We start from the raw sequence: 22,676 nt of genomic DNA on the forward strand, positions 1-22,676 counted from the left end.
GAAATGTAATTTCCTTTTTTCGATATTATCATACCCAGAGGCAAGGACTACTCTGTTGCCAACAGAAAATCGGAGAAATCACATGTCCCATTCCATTGTTATCCCGGAAATCGGCAATCCGAGTGTCCTGCAAACTCAGGAACAAACGCCACGGTCCCCCAAGGCCGGAGAAATCCTGATCCGCAACCATGCCGCCGCGGTGAACTTTATCGACACGATTATTCGTCGTGGTGAGATGCCCGAAGGTATGATGCCTGATCTTCCGCATATTCCCGGTGTTGAAGGTGCCGGTGTCGTTGAAGCGGTGGGCGAAGGTATCGAAGACATCGCAGCAGGTGATCATGTCGCCTGGACGGGTCCTGTCGGCAGCAATGGCTACGGAACGCATTCGGTTCTGGAAAAGCGTTACGTGACCAAAATTGGCAAAGACATCGACTTTGCTTTGGCAGCATCGATCCCGGTTAACGCCGTGACGGCCTGGCACATGCTGGTCAATCTTGGCGGCGCTGCGGCGGGCAAAACAGTTCTGATCCACGCGGCCGCTGGCGGTGTCGGGTCCATGGCAATCCAGATCGCCAAGCATTTGGGCATGACAGTGATCGCATCCGCCAGCAGCAACAAACTGGAGTTTGCAAAAGCGCAGGGTGCAGACCACGTGATCGACTACCGCAACGAAGATGTGGCCACGCGCGTCAAAGAATTCACCGACGGACGTGGTGTGGACCTGTCTCTGAACCCGATATCGGGTGAAACAGTGAACAACGATCTCGAGGTGCTGGCCCCGCTTGGCACTGTGGTCGTTTTCGGGTTCCTGGCAGGCCCGCCGATGGGGACATTCCAGGAAGATCTGTCGCGGCATTTTGGCAAATCCGTCGCCATCCGCGTCAGCGACATCTACACCTATTCCGGCAACTATCCCGTCGAATACCACGCTGATTTGAACAAAGCCTTCGACCTGCTGAGCCAAGGCATCCTGAAGCCGCAGATCAAAACACTGCCCTTGTCCCGGGCCGCCGAGGCGCATCGCAGCCTCGAAGCAGGTGAAACAACAGGAAAACTGATCCTTGCAGTGGACTAATTCCGCGGCGAGACCTCGTCACGCTCAACAAGCTCTCAGCGCGTCCCGGCCTGGAATGGCTGGGGCGCGAATGGAAGAGGCTCGGCTTAGGGGCGGATAACTTGGCGTGCTGGTAGAACGACCAGGCTTTCCAAACCGCCGAGTTTTTCCGAGCTGCCCAGGGTGAGTTTCGCTCCGTACGCGCTTAGTAGATCCACCGCAATTGGAAGACCCAATCCTGTTCCGGCAACGGACGTGTCCAACCGGCCGCCCGAGCGCAGCGCTTCTCTCATTTCTTTTTCCGAAATTCCGGGGCCATCATCTTCGACACGCAATTCTATGTCCCCGTCTTTATACTGAGCTGTCAGGATTACCTTCTGTCTGCTCCACTTGAACGCGTTGTCCAAAAGATTGCCAATGACTTCCTCAATGTCCTGGGCGTCCATTCGAACCCACAGTGTCGCGGCACAGTCGACCTCGAGCTCTTTGCCTTCACGCTCGGCCACAATTGAAAAGAGCTTAGCCAGCCTTTGGATGGAATGGGTCAGGTTGGTGCGTGAATGGGTCAGTTCGGCGGTGTTTGCCGCTCGCATCCGCGCGAGCGAGCGAGCGAGCTGGGCTTCTATCCGGTCGACGGCTTCTTGCGCCACGGATGTCGACGCACCTTCTTGCGACAAGGTCATCAATTCGTTTCGCAATATCGACGCGGGTGTTTTTAACGCATGAGCCAAATCCGCAGCCTGCCTGCGAGACCCGGATACGATGTCCCGATTGCGCTGCAAGAGTTGGTTCAAATCCTCGACCAGAGGGGCAACTTCGTCGGGGTAGTCCGTTGGCTTCAGATCTTCCTCGCTGTCCCAGCGTTGCGCGACATCCGCCTGCAGTTTTTGCAGCGGTCTTCTGATGGCCGATAGCAAAAGTAGGGAGCCGGCGATTCCGATAACGCCGACCAGCGCGAACACCGGCAACAGGCTTCTTTGGGCGGAACGCCTTTCGGCGATGAGTTGGAGTTGACTCTCAGCAACGCTGACGCCCCAGACCGTACCGTCTTCGTATGTGATCTTCTGATACGCGCTGCGCACCAATTCTTCGTCTGGTCCCGGCGTATTCCAGATCACGCCACCTTCTGCGGAATTGCCTGGCTCGGCTATGACTTCGTCAAACAGCGAAGCCGAGGCGAAAATCTCTCCCTCGCTACTTGTGACCTGCCAATAACGCCCCGAAAACGGAACCCCATATGCCGGGTCATATAGGAAATTGCCAAGTGCCGCTGGATTCTGAGTGGTCGTGTTCAGAGCTACAACGACTTGCGTATGGCGATCCTCGAGAGTTTTGTCGAATTGCGCCGAAATCCTGGTGTCGATGATCGAAAAGACGGCAATCGTTCCGATCGCTACAGAAACAGCCCCGGAAGCGATGCCACCTAGCAGGGCCCGTTGCCGCAAAGATAACATCAGATCGCGTCGATCCTGTAACCGCGCCCCCTGACCGTGGTTATCACGTCAGGTCCCAGCTTCTTACGCAGTCGATTGATGAACACCGCAATCGTATTCGAGTCCCGATCGCCGTCATATTCATAGATATGCTCGGAAAGCTCTGTCCGCGAAACCAGGCGGCCGGCGTTGTGGGCAAGGTAGGTTAGGACTGCGATCTCTTGAGCGGTCAGGTTGACGGGCAAGCCATCCAGTGAAACGCGTCCTGTCCTGGAATCAAGAGAAACGTTGCCAATCTCGATGACTGGGTTCAGCTGGCCACTTTGGCGTCGAAGTATGGCGCGTACACGGGCTGCAAGTTCCGGTAGGTGAAAGGGCTTGACCATGTAGTCGTCCGCGCCAGCATCCAGCCCGTCGACCCGTTCGCTCCAACCGTCCCGCGCAGTAAGGATGAGCACAGGTGTTGAAATACCGGCAGTGCGCCATTCTCGTAGAACGGAAATGCCGTCCCGCTCTGGTAATCCAATATCCAGGATAATGACGTCGTAAGGTTCTGTTGACCCTAGATGCAACGCCTCAGTTCCGTTGTGGACAACATCCACCACTCTGCCTTCGGCAATAAGCAACCACTTTATCTGGTTGCAAAGGTGAGGCTCGTCTTCTGCCAGCAATATTCTCATATCAAGAAACTATAATCAGTTGTGCCGGGGTGAAAGAACCATTTTTTCTTGTTTTCTTATCTGTTCTCTTGGCCATTTCCGTTCCCGTTGCCGCCGGCGTTGCCATTTCCGTTGCCACCAGCGTTGCCGTTCCCGTTGCCGCCGGCGTTGCCGTTCCCGTTGCCGCCAGAGTTTCCGTTCCCGTTGCCACCGGAATTCCCGTTCCCGTTGCCGCCAGAGTTTCCGTTCCCGTTGCCACCGGAATTCCCGTTCCCGTTGCCGCCCGAGTTGCCGTTCCCGTTGCCACCAGAGTTGCCGTTCCCGTTTCCACCGGAGTTGCCATTCCCGTTGCCACCGGAGTTGCCATTGCCACCCTCGCCAGAGTTTCCTCTGTTGCCCGAGTTGCTCCTGCTCCCAAAGGCGTTGGAGTTCCTGTTGCTGTTTTGAAAAAACGAAGTCGTGCTTTTGACGCTGCCAGCCGAGTTCTGCGCGGCCCTTGAGATTTGGCGCCCGACACTTGAACGGTTTGAAACGACTACGCCCGTCTTCGCGTTCACAATGACGCTCTGGATCACTCCATCAGGTTTTTTGACCAGAATGCGATAATAAATCTCATCGGTCTTGAAGGCCCGCGCATCAACCGGAGTGCCGCCGAAAACCCTCTCAACGCCTTTGATGACCCGGTTCAGGCGGATGGCCTGTCCGGACGTAGTTGCCTTGCGCAGCTCCGACTGCCGCAACTCTTGAGCGTCGGCATGCGCATCACCCGCGACGAGCAGGGACAACAGGCAGGCAAGGATTAAGAACGTTTTCATCGACTCTGTTTGCACAAAAAAATCCGATCAAATTCTACCTGTTTCAACGTGAACCCCAGATGAACGGCCAATTTCTCGGTCGTTCATCTTGGTTGCGGTCAACTAGCGAGGTTGTTTGATGATTCGCTTCGAACGCTTGTTGGGGTGAGAGAATAGAAGAGAAAAAAGGTCCTATTTAGGCATTGGGAGGAGTGATGGAAGTTAAGTCGTCCTGCTTTTTTAAAGCAACTACCATCGTGATCGCCCTTTTGGGGGGCGTGGCAGTTGTCTCAACTGTTGCGGCCCCTGACGTCGTTTTTGCCAAGGAAGGCAAAGGAAACGGAAATGGCGGCGGGAATGGGAACGGAAACTCTGGCGGTAACGGCAACGGCAACGGAAATTCTGGTGGTAACGGAAACTCCGGCGGTAATGGAAATGACAGCCGTGAAGCAAAGGGCAATGCTGGGGGCAAGGGCTTTGGACAAGGCAACGGTAAGTCGAAGTCCGTAGCCGGGAATAGCGGTGCGCAGCAGAAAAGTCGGAAGTCCTTTGCCAGCAACTCCAATCGTGAGCGTTCAAAATCGACCCGTTCAGGAAACAATGTGCTTGAACGCGTTGAACTGTCTTTAAGGCAGGCTTTTGGAGGAAAGAAGGCCAGACAAAAGGTCGCCAGAGTACAAACTCAAACAACCAACACAACCAAAGTACGCCGCGCAGTTGAGAGGCAGACGCTGGTCACGACCTCGACCAGGCCTGCAGCCCGGACCACGCGCCATGAGATGGCATACATCCTCGGTGCCCATCCGTCAGAGCTGGGTGCTTTGAATGCCGCCCATGCCAGTGAAACCGCATTGCAGAATGCCTCGCCAAACTCACGCGTTGGCCGAATTGCCACTTACCGGGATACGGTCCTTGAAGGTGACGAACTGCGAGACGACCTGGCGGATAAGGAAGAGTTTCTCGCCGGGCTGGACGAGCCTGAAAGACCTCTGTCAGAGATCGAAGATGACCTGAGGGACGCATTGGCGGACGTTCGCGAAGACAGAGAGCGCGTCGAGGAGCTGGAAGAGGCGTTCGAAACTGATCCATCGCTGAAAGATGAGCTTGATCAGGCTAAGGAGGACTTGGCGGACTCGGTCGAAGTGGCGAGAGATCTGAGAGAAGAACGAAGATCCGCCGTCGAGTATGAAGAGACGGTAGAAGAAGTTGCGGACCTGTCAGAGCAGGTCGAGGATCAGGAACTTCTTGAACGGGAAACGCTTGAAGCGGCCGCCAACAAACCGGTCACGGATGAAGTGGAGGCTGCCGTAAAGGCCTTGTTGGGTCTTTAATGAGATCAATCATAGGTAGAATAATACGCTACCGCATTTATTCGATTCAAAAGGCGGTGCTATTTGCTGAGAATGCATGTGGTGCTCAGTAAATAGCCCCGAAAATTGAAGTGAGGGCGGGGCGAAATTGAGCAATTTTCGCACCCTTATGATTTTTACGAAAAGCACAGTTTCCACTCGAGCATTCAGGGGTGGAAATTTAGGTTTCTGAGAGCTTTTTATTTGCCGCTAGGAGCCACTTATGATGCGCTATCTCAAAAAAGGCTTCGTCTACCGGAGGAAAGTTGGCACACTTAGGTTGGCACGTGAGTCTTTGTTCCTCCAGCAACTTCAGAGGTGGGTGCAATCGAGAAGTCTGCTTATTTTTAGCGACATGCTTTGCGATCGTCTTGTTCATGTATCCCCCTCCTGGAAAGTTAGGAAAAACAACTTAACAACACTCGTCTGCAAGCAGTATGAAGGACTATGGGTTAACTTAACAAAAACAATCTGTTAATCTAGCATTAAACTTAAGTTTAACCTCATTTCGGCCGGACTTGTTTTTATGTGAAGTTAGCTTCCTGATGGCGCATCCATTGGCTCACTGAGTGCCGAACATCTTGCGAATGTTGGGTATTCCGAACCTAGTGAGGTCGAGTGTTCTGCTCGTCACATCATATAAGAAACCGTGGTGGCTCTTTCGGTCTGTATTGTGGGATTGCCTTTCGGTAACCGTAGCTCTGTTTTTTGATTTTTTTTGACGGTATAAATGCACTTACACTCTTTTCTGATTGCCGCTCCGCATGTTGAGGGTTATTCGAATTCTTATTAAATTTTGTGCGAAAATTCCTGCGTGGATTTAACCGTATCTGTCCGAATACGGAATTTTTTGGAAGTATAAAGCCCTGGGTTCAAATTGCATGAAGTTGGATACAAACCTGTACTCCTGCACTGAAGAATGCCCTCTTGGAAACCGCAGATTCTGAAAAAGAAAACACTTTTAACGGGAAATTTTTTCTGTTTGAGGGGACGGCGCTACGGCCTGGCCTTGCTACGAATCCAGAAGGCTAGGGGGAAAACCTCGAGTCTGTGCGCGGTTCGCGCATAGTCAAAAAACAGACTGGAGAAATATTATGTTGAATGGAATTCGTAAGATCTTCGTGCGTCTTCGCCGCGACGAAAGCGGTGCAACGCTGGTTGAATACGGCATCGCGCTGTTTGTCGCAATTGCGGTTGGCGGCTTCGTGCTGACCGACCTCGGCGCGGAAACTTTCAATAACTTCGAAGCAGCCGATGAGGCCGCGACACGTCCTGCAGCTGCGGATTGATCATTTGATCGAAACAAGCCCTTGCCCCCGTTTCTGTGGGGGGCAAGGCAAACAAAAGTACCAGATTTTTTGTTGCTCGATGCGAAATCGAGCGTTCAGCAAATCGGTCCATGTCCCTGAGTATTGGAGAATGCAATGCGCGTGAAATCACTGATGATGACAATCTTGGGCGTAGGTCTGGCCGGTGGTGCTGTGATGATGGCCCAAGAACAGCTTCGGCAAAGCCAGGCGGCCGCGGACCCCACGATCGTAAGTGTGGTGGCCGTCGCAGAGGCAATCCCTTTTGGAACGCCGATTGAGGGTTACAAGTTGACAACTATCGACTGGCCTGCGGATTCGGTTCCCGCGGGCGTATTTACAAATTTCGATGACGTTCTTCCTGCAAATGGGGGAGAACCGCGTCGCGCCAAACGAGCATTGGCGCAAGGTGAGCTATTGCTGGAATCGAAAGTCTCGGATTTTGGCGAGAAAGTTACCATTGTTCAAACGCTTGGCGAAAACAATCGCGCCATGGCGATCAGTGTTGACGCCCAGACTGGTGTTGGCGGATTTGTGACGCCGGGCGATTTCGTCGATATCGTTCTGACCCGAGGCCGAAACGACGAGTTGCGGGCGGTGACAATCCTGCAGAACATTCGGATTGTTGGTGTCGACCAGACTGCCGATGAAGAACTGGATCAGCCGGGCGTGGCGCGTACCGTGACGGTAGAAGTGACGCCGGAACAGGGGCAGCGACTGGCCCTGGCGCAGAAGGCTGGTCAGCTCAGCCTGTCGCTGCGCTCGCTTCAAACAGCCGACGATGAGCCCCTGGAAGCCATTCGCCTGAGTGACATCCTGCTTGAGAAGTCGCCGGTTGCTGACGGGGCGCCAAAGCCTGTCGTTAAGGTCCGTCGCGGAACATCCGACATTCAGGAAGTACCGGTCGCCGGAAACGCAACCCGCACAAACTGATTTTCCAAAGACTGTTAGCAGAAAGGTCAGGTCCATGTTTTTACCACGCAAATTCGCAAAAGACGAAGAGGGAACAATTCTTGTCTTTGTCGGGATTTGCATGGTGGTCATCATGGGGATGGCAGCTCTGACGTTCGATCTGGGGCGGCTGGCCTCGACCCAAACCGACTTGCAGGCCTACACGGACCACGTGGCATTGGCAGCCGCAGGGGAACTGGATGGAAACGCTGACGCAATCACCCGGGCAAACGCTGCAGCGGAGGGAATGATCGAAGACAACCAGTTCTTTGCGGAGGGTAGCCGGGACCTGGGGTCTGCCGCCGATTTCTCGCTGCGGTTTTTGACCGGCCTTCCAACGCCCGGAGATGACCCCGATGACAATGATCCGGTTGCTGGGTTTGTAACAACCGACTCGACTGCGGCAGTTATGGTCGAGGTCACCGCAACGCCCAGAACCGTCTTTCTGCCCTTCGGTCGTGCCTTGGCGGATTTGCTGGGCGTCACCCGGCCGAACGAGGACGTAAATGCGGTCGCAATCGCCGGCTTCACTCAATACGCCTGCGATGTGACACCGCTGATGTTCTGTATCCCGCCCAACTGGACAGCAGATGCGAACAAAGGTGCGGCGATCAAACTTCGTACTGGCGGAAACAACGCGGCGTGGGGGCCGGGAAACTTTGGGTTTCTTGATCCGACGGATATCGGCATCAACCCGAATGGACCCTGTGCCGGGGAAACCGGTTCCAAGCTCTATATTTGCCTGATCGCCGCACATGGGAACCTGACGCAATGTGTTTCTCAGCGCGGTGTTGATACTGAACCAGGGCAGCGCAACGGGATCGGCAGCGCGATTTACAACTCGCGGTTCGACCTGTTCCAGGCGACCATGAGTAATCTGAAGAATGATCCTGCGTACTATCCTGGCCCTCAGGTCATTGCAGGGTGGGAAAACACAGGCGGTGCCTGCCTGAAAAATAACCCGACCATTTCCAGCGACTCGATGCCGTTTCCGCCGGATGATTGTTTTGCGACCGGATCATGCGCGCATGGCAACCGGTTCGGCAACGGGGACTGGTCAACTGGCCGGACCGCCTATCTGGATATGAACTATGGCGACGGCCCCGCTAACAACCTGACGCCGCATCCATTGGGCAACCCAAGTGGAACCACGCGGTACAAGATGTACCTGAACGAGATCGCCAGAGCTGCGGGTGGCGACGTACTGGCCGGGCGCAGTGAATCCGGTCGTCCTCAATGTGCAAAAGAAACATTGGACGATCCAGATCGCCGGACGTTCGTCGCAGCCGCGATCGATTGCAACGCCAACCCTGTTTCTGGCCGCGCCACGGACATACCGGTCAAGGAATTCGTGAAGGTTTTTCTGATCCAACCCTTGGAACAGACCAGCGGCACGGATTTCGACATTTACGTAGAAGTGGTTGAGCAAGTTGGCGGCGGTGTCGGCAGCAGCAGCGACGATGGCATCTTCCGCGATGTAGTGAGGCTGTACCGATGAAAAAGCTGACTGCTCTCATAACCCGTATCAAACGCTGCGAGTCGGGCGCGCCCATGGTCGAGTTTGGGATTGTCCTGCCCCTGATCCTGCTGTTCTTTGCCGTAATCATTGAAGGTGGGCGCATTACTTGGATCCATCAGGCCACTGCGGCTGGGGTACGTGATGCCTCACGCATGATTGCCCGGATTGCACCAATTGACGCCTGCACATCAGGCGGCGTCGGTGGATATGACGGGATGGCAACGACAATTGTCGAAAACCAGTTGGGCGGGTCATCCATTCTGCCGCACGGAACCACCGTGGTTGATGTAACACCGACTTGCGTCTCACGATCTGGCGCGTATCGGGTCAATCCGACCTCGGTTGTCGAAGTTACGGCTGAAATCCAGATCGACTATCTGTTCGGCAACATGTTCGGCCTGTTCGGAGCAGCCCTTGGGCCGTTGACAACGGAAATCTCTGACCAAAGCAGGATTTTCGGGGTATGAGACGTCTTTCCCATATCATCCGTTCCTTCCGGCATCGCGAGGAGGGGGGCGCTCTTGTCGAGCTGGGGATGGTGATCCCGCTGTTCCTAGTGCTTATTTTCGGAATTCTGGATTATGGCCGCCTGTATTGGTCGACGACCATGGCACAGAAGGCCATGCAGGTTGCGTCGCGCCTGGCGACCGTTGGGCCACCGATGTGTGGCGCATTGCCCAGCACGCATACTTTGGCCGGGTCGGCGCCCACCACCACCCGATTTGGTGCCTTGTGCCGCAACGGGGGCATCTGCGCGGTTCCAAACCTGCCGGCCCCGTGCCAGCTTGATACGTCGACGGCTTATGGCGGCCGCATCTGGGACGAAATCGAAATGCTGCTGCCGCCCGGTTCAACCCCGGCAAATGTCCAGTTCACCTATTCACACGATACGCGTTTGGGCTTTCTTGGAGGTCCTTATACCCCGGTGGTTACCGCGGAAATCGTCAATCTTGATTTCGATTTTGCATTGCCGTTGGGTCCCTTGGCTGCGCTGGCTGCAAGCGACCCGGCGATCACCTCAAGTAAGCTGAACACCATTTCAATCCCTGCAATGAGTACATCGGTACCGGCCGAAGATTTGGCCGTCGGGGCCGTTGAGTAAGGAGTAAGATCATGAGTGCCAAACAGATTTCAGTTTTGTTGATTTCGCCGGACGAGCAAATCTATTCGGCAATCGAGGGATCCCTTGCCGGACAGGCCAACTGCCGCTTTACCGGTCGTCAGGATACCGTAACCGGGGTTAACGGTGCTGCGGTTGCGCTTACGGCCCGTCACGATGTCGTTCTGTTTGATGTCGATGACCAGTCAGACGACCTGATGCAAACAGCGCGCACGATTTGTGACGCCAGAATGCCGAACGCCATCATCATTGCGCTGGCATCCGAAGATCTTCCATTAGAAAAAGCGCGCCAGCTTAGAAAGCTTGGTGTGGACGACGTGCTGCCGCGAACAGCGATCAACGAGGAAATCGTTCCTCAGCTCGATGAAATTCGCGCCCGTCGTCAAGCGCAGTTGCCTGCCCTTTGGGGAGGGCAGGCAACACAAGGTAAAGTCATCGCCGTCGCAAAATCTCGCGGTGGTGTCGGCTCGTCCATCGTGGCGGCGAACATGGCGAACGAGCTGCAGTCCAAAGAGGGGTTCTTCAAGAAAAAGGCCACGAACGAGGTTGCTCTGGTCGATCTCGACTTCCAGTTCGGCTCGCTTGCAGCCTTGATGGATGTGGAAGAAAGCGACGCAATGTGGCGCATGGCGATGGAAGAAAGCATCCCGGACACCGCGTTCCTGGAACAAGCCATGGTGAAGTCACCTTGCGGTGTGGACGTCCTTTCAGCGCCGTCCCGCTACGGCCCGCTCAGCGCCGTGAAGGAAGAGCAAATCGCGGCGATTTTGGATTGCCTCAAGCGCAGCCATGATTACGTGATCGTCGATCTGCCCCGCGCACTGGTCGAATGGATCACGCCGGTCCTTGGGCAAGCAGACCTGTTGTACCTTGTGACGGATGTGGCCGTGCCGTCGGTTCGTTCCGCGCGTAAGCTGATGGACTTTTACCAGGCAGAGAACCCGGCACTGGAAATTCAGCTTGTCGCGAACCTTGAGAAAAAGCCGATCATTCCGGCGGCACATCATCGTGCGGCTGCGAAGTTGTTGGAAAGGGATTTTGCGTTCTGGGTCCCCAAGGATGAACGGACCGTACGTGAGGCCGTCGATCGCGGTGTTCCGTTGCAGGATGTGTCGAACCGGGCGCCTTTGACCCGGGCAATCAGGAAACTGGCCCAACAGACGACTGTCTCATTGCCTCCGCGTGTCGGGCATCACTGAGCCTGCAGTCAAGTTTGTGACGGTTACAGAAGTAAGAAGGTAAAAAGAAATGTTTCGTGAATTCGACAGAACAGGGCGTCAGGCACCAAAGTCAGCAACAATCGTGCAATTGGACACGAAGCAAATGGCTGAGGAGGAGGAGACCGCCGAGGTCACAGCGTTTGAAGCCGAGAAACTTGCCGCCCAACGTAACATCGAGATGGACCGGATCGACCTGAAGGCACGGATGCACAACTCGCTGTTGGACAAGCTCAACCTCGCCGTTATCGAAAAGGTCGAAGAAGAAACGCTGAGAGGCGAGATCGGCAAACACGTGACCGAGTTGTTGCGGGCCGAGGGGCGCGCGATGCGCAGCGAAGAAGTGAAGCTGTTGGTCGAAGAACTTATGCATGAGGTTTTGGGTTTAGGGCCATTGGAGCCTCTTCTGGCTGACCCGACCATCAACGATATCCTAGTGAACGGTCATAAACAGATCTTTGTTGAACGTTCCGGGATACTCGAGAACACCACGGCACGATTTAGGGATGAGCGCCACTTGCTGCGGATCATCGACAAGATCGTAAGTCGCGTCGGACGCCGTATCGATGAGCGTCAGCCTTGGGTGGATGCGCGTTTGGAAGACGGCAGCCGCGTGAATGCCATCATTCGCCCTTGCGCATTGGATGGGCCGGCACTTTCGATCCGAAAGTTCGCCCGTGTGCCTCTGACCATGGAGCGCCTGATCAAAAACGAAGCGCTGAATGACAGTGCTGCGAAACTGCTGCGTGGTCTTGTCGAAGCCAAGATGAATGTCCTGATTTCAGGCGGTACGGGTTCGGGCAAGACGACAATGCTGAACGCGCTGTCGTCCTACATCAGTCCCCGTGAACGGATCGTCACGATCGAAGACGCCGCCGAACTTCAGTTGCAGCAGGAGCATGTTCTGCGCATGGAAACCCGGCCAGCGGGGTTGGATGGTACCGGCGCTGTGGCGCAACGAGATCTGGTCCGAAATGCGCTGCGGATGCGTCCGGATCGCATCATCGTTGGCGAGGTTCGCGGGTCAGAAGCATTCGACATGCTACAGGCCATGAACACGGGCCACGACGGGTCCATGACAACCGTTCACGCCAACAGCCCCAGGGACGCGCTGTCGCGAGTCGAACAGATGGTGCAGATGGGCGGTATCGAACTGCCTCATGCAGCCATTCGAGCGACCATTGCGTCGGCTATCCACTTTGTTCTTCAGCTAAACCGTCTGTCGGACGGTAGCCGCCGTGTCACGTCCATCGCCGAAATCACGGGGATGGAGGGCAATATCGTCACGATGCAGGACATTTTCGTCTTCAAGCGCGAAGGCAAGGATGAGGCTGGCAACATTCTGGGCAAGTTCATGCCAACCGGCATCCGCCCGAAGTCAAGCGATGCGTTGGCCGCGGCCGGCGTCGACCTGTCCAACGTCAAGTTCAACTGAGGAGGGCGGAACATGTTGGAAGAAATTCGGTCCTATCTGCCAACCGTGAACCTGGACGTCCTTATCGGTCCCGAGATGGAGATCGCAGGGTTTGACGGGCGGTTTATCATCTCATTGCTCATCTTTGTCGGCGCGCTGATCGCGTATGAGGGTATTCGCCAATTCCTGAAACGCGGTGAAAACCGGGAAGAAGCAATCAACCGCCGCATTCAGATGCTCAACCAAGGCAAATCGGGTGAGGATGTTCTGGATCTGCTGAAACCGCAGGAAGCCAAACCGTTCATGAAGTCCTTCCCCTTTGTTGGCGACTTGCCGGGTGCGCTGGCTGCCGCTGGGTTAACCATGGTGCCCGAAATGTTCCTGCTGGGATGCGGTGCGGCCTTTCTGATCTCTGCCATCGGTGGTTCGATGGTTGCTGATCCGATGAAGGTCATTCCGATTTGCGCGCTGTGTTTTATCATCGTGCCGTTGGTCCTTTTGGGGGAAAACCTGAAAAAGCGGAAAGCCGCGCTGATCAAGCAGCTTCCTGATGCTCTCGATCTGATGTCTCGCGGTTTGAAAGTTGGACATCCCCTGAACACAACTCTGCAAAGCGTCGCCAACGAGATGCCGGACCCAATCGGGACAGAGTTCGGTCTTGTTGTCGATCAGGTGGCCTATGGCGAAGAGTTGACGACTGCCATCAGAAACATGGGGGAACGCGTTGAAGAGGAAGACATCCAATACCTCGCGGTCGCGTTGACAATGCAACATGGCACCGGTGGCGATCTGGCAGGAATCCTAAGAACATTGGCCGCGGTGATCCGCGCGCGGATGTCGCTGCGCAGAAAGATCAAAGCGATCTCGGCCGAAGGCCGGATGACGGCTTACATCCTCTCTTCAATCCCGGTTGGCATCGCCTTGGTCATGACGATCATGACCCCGGAATACTACGGCAGTGTAATGCATTACCCCGTGTTCTGGCCGGTGATGACAGTGATCGGTGTGGCCATCGTCTTGAATGCCATCATTCTGTTTAAACTAGTGAATTTCCGGATTTGAGGAGGGGGTGGAGATGGAATATTTGAACACAATCCTTGCGAACGGCTTTACCTCCCAGGTGTTGATCTTCGCGCTTGTTGCGGTCGGTGCAGTCATCGCATTCTTCGGTATCTCCTCGTCATTGAGCGAGCGTTCAACCGCTGCCGATCGCATGCTCCCGAAACGACAGCGCCAAAGCCTGTCCCGGCTTGTACCCGATAGCATTGAAGGCGACGCGCCAACCGGTTTGAGCGCGGCTCTGATCCCAAGCGACGCCAGCCTGCGACTGGAAGTCGGCCAGGTGCTGGCGCGGGCCGGGTTTCGTGGCAAAAACGCAATCGCGAACTTCTATTTGGCGCGTTTGGGGTTGGCATTCTTTCTGCCGCTGGTGTTTCTGGTTTTGCTTTATTGGCAGCCGCCTAACAGCACCGGTGCCAGTATTGCTGAATATATGACCGGACTGAGCGCCTATGAGATTCTGAGGAATCTGGGTCTTTTGTGCGGCATCGGTTTCTTCGTTCCCCAGTTTTGGATGAGCTCCCGCATCAAAGAGCGCAAGCGCCGGATGGAGAACGCATTTCCGAATATGCTGGATCTGCTGCAAATTGGGATCGAAGCTGGAATGGGTTTTGATCAGGCTTTGCTGAAGGTCGCAGTTGATATGCAGAGCGTTTCCCCCGAAATGTCGGAAGAGATCTTGATCGCCCTGAGCGAAATTCAGGCCGGACGGGATCGCGAAATTGCGCTTATGCGTATGGCGCGGCGTACAGGGATCGATGAGATGAGCTCTTTCGTCAGTGTTGTCCTGCAATCGACGCGTTTTGGCGTACCGCTCTCTGCCGCACTGACAACCTATGCCGAGGAAATGCGAGAACTACGTGAACTGCGCGCTCAGGAAAAGGCGAACAAACTGCCGGTGCAGATGTCTGCGGTTATGGCAAGCCTGATGTTGCCATCAATTGCAGGTCTGATCCTGGCACCGATCGTCATTCGCTGGATGGAAACGTTCTGAGGCCCCAGGCTTCAGGTTTGTCCGCCTATGTTCAGAATTGGACCAGATAAGCGGACAGACCGGCGAGCAAAAGGCCAGCCGATCCTATCGCAATTCCCATCGGAAACTTGGTGACCCGAATTGTCGCTTCGAATGTCGGGGAAGGCTGTTTGACCAGCCTTCGGCACACAGCCAACGTTGTTAGGCCAAACGCCATGGAAAACGACAAGAGCAGCAAATAGGTCGACACGGCAGGAAGAGGGACCGCCAAAAAGACTATTGGCAAGATTTTGGCGTCGCCACCGCCGACCCAGCCCAGCACAAAAAGCCCAAGGCAAATTGCGAAACAAAATGCAGCTACGGCAATGCGGAGGAGTATGTCGTTGAACTCAAGAAATGGCGTTGTGACCAAAAACAGACCGGCCCCGATAAGGCAGTAAGTGTTAGGTATCTTGAACCGGGTCAGATCAGTCCATGCGATCGCGACAAGCAAGGGGCTGAAGATCCACAACGTGATCCAGTCCTGCCAGGAGCTCTGCAACATTAGGCCCGTGCCTGGCGTTGTATCCCGTGCAGAGCTTCGCGTTCCTCAAGGCTGACAAGGCGCCGCGCCAAGTTATGAAAGCTGTCATGCGCCGTTTTGGAGTAAATGTGTTTCAGATGCGTCCTGACGGTCGCCGGTCCGATCCCAAGTTCCTCGCCGATGGACTGTGAAGACAGCCCGCGCGAGATCAGCACGCAAACGCGCCATTCAGCACGGGTCAGCCCGGCAGGGTTATCTGTGCTCATGATAAGCGCGTTTTCATTTGTCTTTTTTTTGAGCTTCACCAGCGATTGCCGCGACAATGCCTCTGTAATCAGGCCGGGGCGGCGATTTTGGTAGATTTCCGAAAGCTCCTCGGCAATGGCCTCAACTCCGACGCGGTAGTCCCGTTCACTGCTGCGACAGAAGTGCAGCTCGAGGAAGTCCAATTCATGTCCCTTGTTGTCCAGGCAAACGAAAAGGATGTCGTGTAGTTTTCTATGGGACACCCAGTCCAGAACCAGCGAAGACATTTCTGCCGGGTCTTTTCCTTCTTCGAGATAGCTGAAGACCGATGCGCGTTTTGGTTTGTGGCGAAAGGGTCCCAACACCTCGTTTGTGAAAGAAAGGAAAAGTGGCCGCTTGCTATTTTGACCGTTACTGTCTGCGCGGGCCGCGACCCTGTCAGACCCCTTGTTCAACCAGACACGGCTGACAACACCGCAATCGGCGCCAAACGCATCAACGATTGTGTCCAGTGCCGCGTCCAAGACGACCGCGCCCTGGCTCCACTGTATGAAATTTATCAATGCCTTAGTGTGTCGCGCGTTTGGAATCCACGCTGCACCTTGGCCCATCCCCAAGTTCATATTGCACCAACTTTAACTCGTACCAACTCAAACTGATCACCCATTGACTGGTGTTTGTTAGAACATTTTTGGTGCTCGATCCCCTCATCATCAGAGTACATGTTGGAGCAAAAAGTTCACTCAAATTGAGAATAACGATGCGAAATTAGGTCCTACTGTTTCATTTTTGCGCACAATGCTGCTTGTGGTCAAAAATTGAACTGTCAGTGATGCTGCTGTCAGCGCTTTGGCGGAAGCGTTTCCGCTTTTGATGTTCCCATGAACGTTGGTGAAGAAGTGGCCAGCCAACACCAATCCCGTCCCGAGTCTCCAGTCCGCGATTTCCAGTCTCGCCCACGTTGACGGGGATGTGTATGAGTAGGGCAATACCAATCGGGAAGAGTGTTAATGTCTCAGACCATTACCGTGTTCACGACGATGAAGAACGAAGGCCCATACATGCTGGAATGGGTCGCGTTCCATAAGACGCTTGGCGTAGGTCACTTTGTGATTTTCACCAACGATTGTGACGACGGAACCGATCAGATCGCCGCCAGATTACAAGAGCTTGGCCTTGCCACTCACGTCAGTAACGAAGTGAAAGAGGGCGGCAACCCCCAGCACCAGATGCTACGCCGCGCGCGACGTCAGCCCAAGGTGAAAGAAGCCGACTGGCTGCTGTGTCTGGATGTTGACGAGTTCTGGAACATCCGCTGCGGCGACAACAGTTTCCATGACCTGATCGCCGAGGTGGAAAGCCGGGCAGGGCAGCCCGTTGATGCGATTTCCTTCGCGTGGAAACTGTTCGGCAGCTCCGGCAATATCAGTTTTGAAGACAAACCGGTGACCGAGGCCTTTTTGATGGGGGATCAGGAATTCCCATATCATTCAGGACGCGCCTACGGACTGAAGACATTGTTCCGGAACAACGGTAAATTCACCCGCTTTGGACCGCATCGCCCAAAAGGGTTTGACGATGAGCAAGCGGCAGACATCGCGTGGTCGGATGCCGGGGGCAACCTGTTTCCAGCGGACAAAGTCGGTTGGCGGGCTTGGCGCAACTTCGATCACTCTCTGGGGCGGATCCACCATTACTCGGTCCGGTCCATGGACGGATTTCTGGTCAAGCGGGATCGCGGACGGACAAACCATATCCGGGTGGATCAGGGGCAGTCCTATTGGCAGGATATGAATGCCAACAAGGAAACGGATCAAACGATTTTACATGCGTCCCGCCGTGCAGGGCCCTTGTTGGAAGAGTTGAAGGCCGACCCCCAGCTGCGCGAACTGCACGGCCAGGCCTGCGCGTGGCATCGTGACAAGGTGTCCGAAATCAAAATGCGCCCCGAATGGGTCGAGTTTCGCGCCTGGCTGGCTGACAACCTGATCTGATTGCCATGGCTGACGATCTTTCGAAAGAACAGTTGAAGCCCGAACATCCCGATCGCAAGACGGGTTACGAGCGGATTTTGACGGATCCTGCGCCTCCCTGGTTTGTCGAGCTTTATCCGGGTGGGGATGGCACAGGTTTTCTGCAAAAACTGGACCGCCACTCGATCCTGTTTCATCAACGCAGTGCCAAGCGGATGGTGGTCAGCTTCGACAACATCGCAAACGCGAATGACCTATCTTTCGCGCGCGAGCCGTGGGGGTGGAAGTTTTTTCGGGACGAAGGGTGGTCTCATATGGGGGTCTTTGCCCGCACCAAGGCGTGGTACCGCGATCCCGAAATTCTGTCCTACTTCGATGGCAAAGTGGCCGAGGGGTTCTTTGACCGGTTCGATCAGGTCGTTTTCGCCGGTGCGTCGATGGGCGGCTTTGGTGCGCTGACCTTTTCGGCCCATGTTCCCGGAGCGAATGTGATCGCATTTAACCCACAGACAACGCTGGATGAACGGCTGGTCCCATGGGAAACGCGTTATCGCTTTGGCCGCGTTCAGAATTGGGATCTGCCCGCAAGCGACGCGGCACAGACCGTTCAGGTCGCGGGGAAGGCCTATGTGTTCTATGACCCGTTCTTTGATTTGGACAGGCAACAGGTCCAGCGCCTGCAAGGCGACAACGTCGTTTTGCTCAAGACCTGGTTTTCGAACCACTTTGCGGCACCAATGCTGCGCAAGCTTGATATTCTCAAGCCCGTGATGCTGGGCGCGATGGACGGAACGCTGGATGCGGTCGAGTTCTACCGTTTGATGCGCGCCCGTCGACGCCTCCCGCTTTTAATTCGCGGGATCGAGGCCATGGGCAGTGAACGGCACCCGGCATTGGTTCAAAGGGCACGACAGAGGTTTCGCATGTTAAGGCGTCAAGCCGCGGCTGAGGCCGCGAAGGACAGCCAATGACACCCAAAAAGGGCGTATTCATTGGTCAGCGCAAGGACCGCATGGGCGCGCGGTTGCTGATGATGCTGACCTGTATCCGCCTTGCCGAAGATTTCGGGACGACTTACCGGGTGAATTGGTTCCCTCAGGGCGCTGATGCGCCTGAACTGGATCAACCGAAGGAATTGTTCACCAAAAGCTGGATGGACGATCACTTTCTGAGCCAGAAAGAGTTCGGCAAACTGACGCAGAATGCCCTGCCGATCTGGTCCTTTCAAAACGACACCTCGCCGGACCGCCTGATTGCCCATTTGAACGCAGGCAGGTCAGTGGTGGTGGAAGAGGGGTTCGAGGTTCTGGCTTTCGCGTGGGAAGACATCGAAGCCATTCGTCCGCGATATCGGGACTTTATCCATCGGATCGGGTTCACGGACGAGATCCGCGCTATCATGGAGCGTGCGGATGCCAAGCTGTCTGGGCAGGGCGTTTCGGCCTATCACATCCGGCGTGGCGACATCCTGAACGGCTTACCGTGGAAGCACACGACGTGGCCGGCCAAAATCGAACCTGAAGAACTGTATGAGGCGCACCTTGCGAAAAACGCCGATAAGACAGCAATCATGTTCTCGGACCAGCCTGAGTTGATCGCGCGGTTTCAGAAACGGTTCCCGAAGCTGTTGAAGATGTCAGACATAGCCGACGTCTTTGGCATGACACGCGCAAAACGAGATTTTTTGGAGCTATACACAATGTCCCGGGCCGATCAGGTGATTGCACCTTATATCTCGGCCTTTTCGATGGCTGCCGCGCGCATCTCCGGCAGGCAGCGGCTGGTTTTCCGGGATGTATTGAACGAGCAGGAGATTACCACGGCGACCGAGCGTGTGATTGACCGTGTGGCCAACGGGCCAGAAGCGTTTCTGAACGCGTCTGAAGCGGCCCATTTGTATGCAAAAGCCAATCAGTATCTTGGTGCCCAGGACAGGTGCGATCAGGCCTATGATTTGGCAAAGCCCATTCTCGCGACGGATGCAGACAATGCATTCCTGCCGCTGCTGCAAGCGATCAATTGTCTATACCTCTCAAAATGGAAAGAAAGCGCCGAACTGGCCAAAGCCGGACTAGAGAATGAAAACCTGTGGCCCGAAGACTATGCGGTTTTGTGTGCCGTGATGGCCGCAGCCTTGGGCGCACAAAAAAAGCGTTGGTCGGCTGGCCGGCATTTTGCCAGATCATTCTGGGCAAAGCCATTGCGCCCGGATGTAGTCGTGCTTGGGTCACGAATGGTGTATCGCGATCAACTGCCGTTCCGCTTGTTTCCACCTGTGGATTGGGGGTTGCAGAGAGTTGTTCGTCGTCGGCGTTTCCCGCCATTCAACAGCCTCTATCTGGTTCAGCTGAAAGTCGTGGTTCGGGTGCCCTGTAACTTTGACATGGTTCTTGTCGACTGGTCTGAATTGGCGCTGGATCAAAAGGCGAAACGCTTGTTTGAAGACCCTTCCAGAATGCACGCGTTGTTGGATGGGGTGGCACAGGCCAAAGACATCTCTGACGATGACCCGAGGCGCAAAAGCCTGGAAACCATGTTGCGGATGCATCTGGGGGATCTTTCGGTTTCGGTAGCTATAGACCAAGCCCGAAATATCCGGTCAGCTTGCCCCGATAACCCATTGTATCATAAGCGTTTGGCGGACCTGTTCGAGCTTTCCGGTGACTCCGATAAAGCGCGGTCGTCAATGGCCGAGGCATTGGCCTGTGATCCTGAAAACCCTTTCCTGATGTTCGCTATGGGACGGGTTTTGGAAAGGGCTGGCGCGGTCGAGCAAGGCGAGACTCAGATATTGAATGCCGCAGATATCGATGATGCGACGGCCTCGATTCAGGGGATGGCCGGCCAAATCCATTTGCGACGCGGCGAGAAAGGAAAAGCCAGGCAGTACCTCAAGAAGGCGCATGACCTTTTCCCACCATACAAACGCTTCGCAAACCAGCTGAAACGGGCAGGAGGTTGATGGCCCGGATTTCCCCTTGGTAGTTCCACTAAATCAACGTAATTTACGCGCAAATTCCGAACGCTCCCGATCTTTGTCGGGCAAGAAAAATGTCAGGGCAGTAAATTTGGCCGATCAGGATCCCCGATACATCAGTATCACGCCGATGAAGAATGAAGGCCCGTTTGTGTTGGAATGGGTGGCGCACAACCGCGCGATTGGCATTGATCAGATGGTCGTTATGACGAACGACTGCACTGATGGCACGGATGCTTTGCTGCAGCGGTTGGATGAGCTGGGCATCGTCACCCATGTCGACAACAACTCGCGGCGCAAGACCAGCCCGCAGAAACGCGCCTACAGATCGTTTCTGAAAATGGACATTGCACGCCCGGAGGATTGGGTCATCGTGATCGACGCGGATGAGCACATCAACGTCAAAACCGGCGATCACACGATGCGGGCTCTGACCGATGCCATTCCGGATGCCAAAACGATTTCCATGACATGGCGATTGTTCGGAAATGCGGGCGTCGTTCGGTACGAAGACCGATTCCTGTCCGAACAATTCCGGCAAGCTGCACCGGAACAGGTGTTTCGTCCTCCGCAAGCATGGGGCTTCAAAACCATGTTCCAACGGGGAATTTGGGATGCATTGGGCGTTCACCGTCCCAAACGCCCCACCGTTGAAACCATGGAGGACTGTCACTGGTACAACGGATCAGGCCAGCTTATGCCCGAGCGCTATTTCGAAAAAAGCTGGCGTTCAGCACGTGACTCGGTCGGGTATGATCTCGTGCAGGTCAACCACTATGCGCTGAAGTCCTGCGAAAGCTATCTGGTCAAAAAGATGCGCGGTCGCGCCCACCATTTGGGTGAAAGCCTTGGCTTGGAATACTGGAACATGATGAACCACAACTCCGAGACGAACACCTCTATCGATGCGGTTCTGGAGCGTAAGCGAGAGCATTTCTACGACATGCTGCGCGATTCCGAGGTCGCCCGTCTGCACCACGCCTCTTGCGATCTGCACCGTCAACAGATCGAACAGTTGCGCGAACTGCCCGAGATGCAGGATTTGATGCAACAGATGACTGCTGGTTTCACAGCTGGCCAACGGGCATAGCGCGGCGCTATTCAGCTTTAGGAGCAATCAGATGCTTTGGCTGCATATCGGAATGCCAAAAACCGGCACAACGGCCCTGCAGGGGTTTCTGCGCAGCAACGGCGCGGTTCTGGACGAAATTGGGTTGCGCTATATGGAAGCGGGCCGACGCCGGTTGGAAGGCAGCCAACGTCTGGCCCTGAGCCATAATATCGTGGCCTTTCACATTAACCGAAACGCCGGGCCCATGGACCCGTTTCGGGCGGCAATGACCAGCGAGTTTGATGAGTTTTCGGATCGAACCTGTCTGGTCTCGTCCGAAATGTTCTATTCCTGCGATCTGGCCCGTTTGGCCGAAATGTTTGCCGACATCCCGTCGCGGGCGCTCAGGATCACGTTTTACTGCCGTCGCTATTCGGACTTTTTTGAAGCGGATTACAAGCAGCGCGCCAAGAATGGGCGTGTGCCGGGCGGTGCCAGCGAATTTATTCGCTTCCAGCTTGACCAGATCCGAGAACACCCCGAAAAGCTGAGCTTTTCCGCAAAACTGGCGCAAATACGAACAGCTTTTCCCGGGGTCACGGTTGTGCCGCTATTGTATGAACGCTCGGATATGGTGCGGGGCAATGTGATCGATGATGTTCTGGCTCGGATCGGCACGCCCTTAGCGGACGGGCAGTCCCCGGACGCTACGTCAAACCCTTCTCAATCCCGCGCAGCCAGCGAAGCCTTTGGAATCGTCGCACGTGCGCTTGGGCGGCAAAAATCCCGCCAATTGCGCCGCATGGTCGTGGACGATCCGGCAATGTTGCGTCGCAATGATGTACTGGAACCGGACGAGCGCGCCTGGATGGATGAATGCCTGGCCAAGCGTGACGTGGCATTCCAGCAAGAGTTCTTTCCCGACCGGGCTGAACTGTTCACTCCGAAAGAGCTAAGCGAAGAAGACAAGCTGTTCCGCAGGGATACCGCCGAAGAGTATGAGGCTCTGCGTAAGGCCTCCGAGATTGTGTTTCGGATGGCGTTAAGCCAATAG

At 55.2% G+C, this 22,676-nt stretch carries 21 protein-coding genes; 16 read left to right on the plus strand and 5 right to left on the minus strand.

Annotation, left to right across the window (positions count from 1 at the left end; genetic code table 11):
- Positions 1-82 precede the first annotated feature (82 nt).
- Complete coding sequence (locus ACR0MV_RS00470; RefSeq protein ID WP_480700587.1) at positions 83-1,078, plus strand: quinone oxidoreductase family protein; 996 nt, start codon at positions 83-85, stop codon at positions 1,076-1,078.
- Positions 1,079-1,164: 86 nt separating this feature from the next.
- On the opposite strand, the gene ACR0MV_RS00475 is transcribed toward ACR0MV_RS00470, so the two are convergent.
- From ACR0MV_RS00475 to ACR0MV_RS00485, 3 genes are read right to left on the minus strand one after another with little or no spacing between them, the layout of a single operon-like run.
- The gene (locus ACR0MV_RS00475) at positions 1,165-2,511 is read right to left on the minus strand and encodes a sensor histidine kinase (RefSeq protein ID WP_480700589.1); all 1,347 of its coding nucleotides are present in this window, start codon (positions 2,509-2,511) and stop codon (positions 1,165-1,167) included.
- Positions 2,511-3,170, minus strand: coding sequence for a response regulator (locus ACR0MV_RS00480; RefSeq protein ID WP_480700591.1), 660 nt, complete (start codon positions 3,168-3,170; stop codon positions 2,511-2,513). Before ACR0MV_RS00480 ends, ACR0MV_RS00475 begins: the two co-directional genes overlap by 1 nt.
- A 56-nt stretch (positions 3,171-3,226) precedes the next feature.
- On the minus strand, positions 3,227-3,964 hold the full coding sequence (locus tag ACR0MV_RS00485; RefSeq protein WP_480700593.1) for a PepSY domain-containing protein: 738 nt from the start codon (positions 3,962-3,964) through the stop codon (positions 3,227-3,229).
- A gap of 194 nt (positions 3,965-4,158) precedes the next feature.
- On the opposite strand from ACR0MV_RS00485, the gene ACR0MV_RS00490 reads away from it, so the two are divergent.
- The 10 genes from ACR0MV_RS00490 to ACR0MV_RS00535 all read left to right on the plus strand — a co-directional run bounded on the left by ACR0MV_RS00490 (position 4,159) and on the right by ACR0MV_RS00535 (position 14,873).
- A complete protein-coding gene (locus ACR0MV_RS00490) occupies positions 4,159-5,274 on the plus strand; it encodes a hypothetical protein (protein ID WP_480700595.1) in 1,116 nt (371 codons plus the stop codon).
- A 1,112-nt stretch (positions 5,275-6,386) separates the two neighbouring features.
- Positions 6,387-6,581: a Flp family type IVb pilin gene (locus ACR0MV_RS00495; protein ID WP_170421760.1), complete on the plus strand. Its 195-nt coding sequence runs from the start codon at positions 6,387-6,389 to the stop codon at positions 6,579-6,581.
- Positions 6,582-6,716: 135 nt separating this feature from the next.
- Complete coding sequence (gene cpaB, locus ACR0MV_RS00500; protein ID WP_170465345.1) at positions 6,717-7,532, plus strand: Flp pilus assembly protein CpaB; 816 nt, start codon at positions 6,717-6,719, stop codon at positions 7,530-7,532.
- A gap of 34 nt (positions 7,533-7,566) precedes the next feature.
- The gene (locus ACR0MV_RS00505) at positions 7,567-9,048 is read left to right on the plus strand and encodes a pilus assembly protein TadG-related protein (RefSeq protein ID WP_480700597.1); all 1,482 of its coding nucleotides are present in this window, start codon (positions 7,567-7,569) and stop codon (positions 9,046-9,048) included.
- Positions 9,045-9,536, plus strand: a complete 492-nt coding sequence (locus tag ACR0MV_RS00510; protein WP_480700599.1) for a TadE/TadG family type IV pilus assembly protein — start codon at positions 9,045-9,047, stop codon at positions 9,534-9,536. Before ACR0MV_RS00505 ends, ACR0MV_RS00510 begins: the two co-directional genes overlap by 4 nt.
- On the plus strand, positions 9,533-10,171 hold the full coding sequence (locus tag ACR0MV_RS00515; RefSeq protein WP_480700601.1) for a TadE/TadG family type IV pilus assembly protein: 639 nt from the start codon (positions 9,533-9,535) through the stop codon (positions 10,169-10,171). Before ACR0MV_RS00510 ends, ACR0MV_RS00515 begins: the two co-directional genes overlap by 4 nt.
- 11 nt (positions 10,172-10,182) lie before the next feature.
- The gene (locus ACR0MV_RS00520) at positions 10,183-11,388 is read left to right on the plus strand and encodes a CpaE/TadZ family protein (protein WP_480700603.1); all 1,206 of its coding nucleotides are present in this window, start codon (positions 10,183-10,185) and stop codon (positions 11,386-11,388) included.
- A gap of 124 nt (positions 11,389-11,512) precedes the next feature.
- Positions 11,513-12,841: a TadA family conjugal transfer-associated ATPase gene (locus ACR0MV_RS00525; RefSeq protein WP_480700605.1), complete on the plus strand. Its 1,329-nt coding sequence runs from the start codon at positions 11,513-11,515 to the stop codon at positions 12,839-12,841.
- Between the two features lie 12 nt (positions 12,842-12,853).
- Positions 12,854-13,882 (plus strand): type II secretion system F family protein, encoded by a 1,029-nt coding sequence (locus ACR0MV_RS00530; RefSeq protein WP_170421739.1) that lies wholly within the window; start codon positions 12,854-12,856, stop codon positions 13,880-13,882.
- Between the two features lie 13 nt (positions 13,883-13,895).
- Positions 13,896-14,873 (plus strand): type II secretion system F family protein, encoded by a 978-nt coding sequence (locus ACR0MV_RS00535; protein WP_475203946.1) that lies wholly within the window; start codon positions 13,896-13,898, stop codon positions 14,871-14,873.
- A 31-nt stretch (positions 14,874-14,904) separates the two neighbouring features.
- Here ACR0MV_RS00535 and ACR0MV_RS00540 read toward each other — a convergent pair whose 3' ends face one another.
- Together ACR0MV_RS00540 and ACR0MV_RS00545 are read right to left on the minus strand one after the other, a co-directional pair.
- A complete protein-coding gene (locus ACR0MV_RS00540; protein WP_480700607.1) occupies positions 14,905-15,396 on the minus strand; it encodes an A24 family peptidase in 492 nt (163 codons plus the stop codon).
- The gene (locus tag ACR0MV_RS00545) at positions 15,396-16,232 is read right to left on the minus strand and encodes a helix-turn-helix transcriptional regulator (protein ID WP_480700609.1); all 837 of its coding nucleotides are present in this window, start codon (positions 16,230-16,232) and stop codon (positions 15,396-15,398) included. Before ACR0MV_RS00545 ends, ACR0MV_RS00540 begins: the two co-directional genes overlap by 1 nt.
- Positions 16,233-16,631: 399 nt before the next feature.
- On the opposite strand from ACR0MV_RS00545, the gene ACR0MV_RS00550 reads away from it, so the two are divergent.
- The 5 genes from ACR0MV_RS00550 to ACR0MV_RS00570 all read left to right on the plus strand — a co-directional run bounded on the left by ACR0MV_RS00550 (position 16,632) and on the right by ACR0MV_RS00570 (position 22,676).
- Entirely contained in the window at positions 16,632-17,615 is a 984-nt protein-coding gene (locus ACR0MV_RS00550) for a glycosyltransferase family 2 protein (protein ID WP_480700611.1), read from the plus strand.
- Between the two features lie 5 nt (positions 17,616-17,620).
- Positions 17,621-18,565 (plus strand): hypothetical protein, encoded by a 945-nt coding sequence (locus ACR0MV_RS00555; protein ID WP_480700613.1) that lies wholly within the window; start codon positions 17,621-17,623, stop codon positions 18,563-18,565.
- Positions 18,562-20,556, plus strand: a complete 1,995-nt coding sequence (locus ACR0MV_RS00560) for a hypothetical protein (protein WP_480700615.1) — start codon at positions 18,562-18,564, stop codon at positions 20,554-20,556. Before ACR0MV_RS00555 ends, ACR0MV_RS00560 begins: the two co-directional genes overlap by 4 nt.
- A gap of 106 nt (positions 20,557-20,662) precedes the next feature.
- A complete protein-coding gene (locus tag ACR0MV_RS00565; RefSeq protein ID WP_480700617.1) occupies positions 20,663-21,661 on the plus strand; it encodes a glycosyltransferase family 2 protein in 999 nt (332 codons plus the stop codon).
- A 31-nt stretch (positions 21,662-21,692) separates the two neighbouring features.
- Positions 21,693-22,676: a hypothetical protein gene (locus tag ACR0MV_RS00570; protein ID WP_480700619.1), complete on the plus strand. Its 984-nt coding sequence runs from the start codon at positions 21,693-21,695 to the stop codon at positions 22,674-22,676.

This window comes from Ruegeria sp. BC3 (assembly GCF_056539265.1).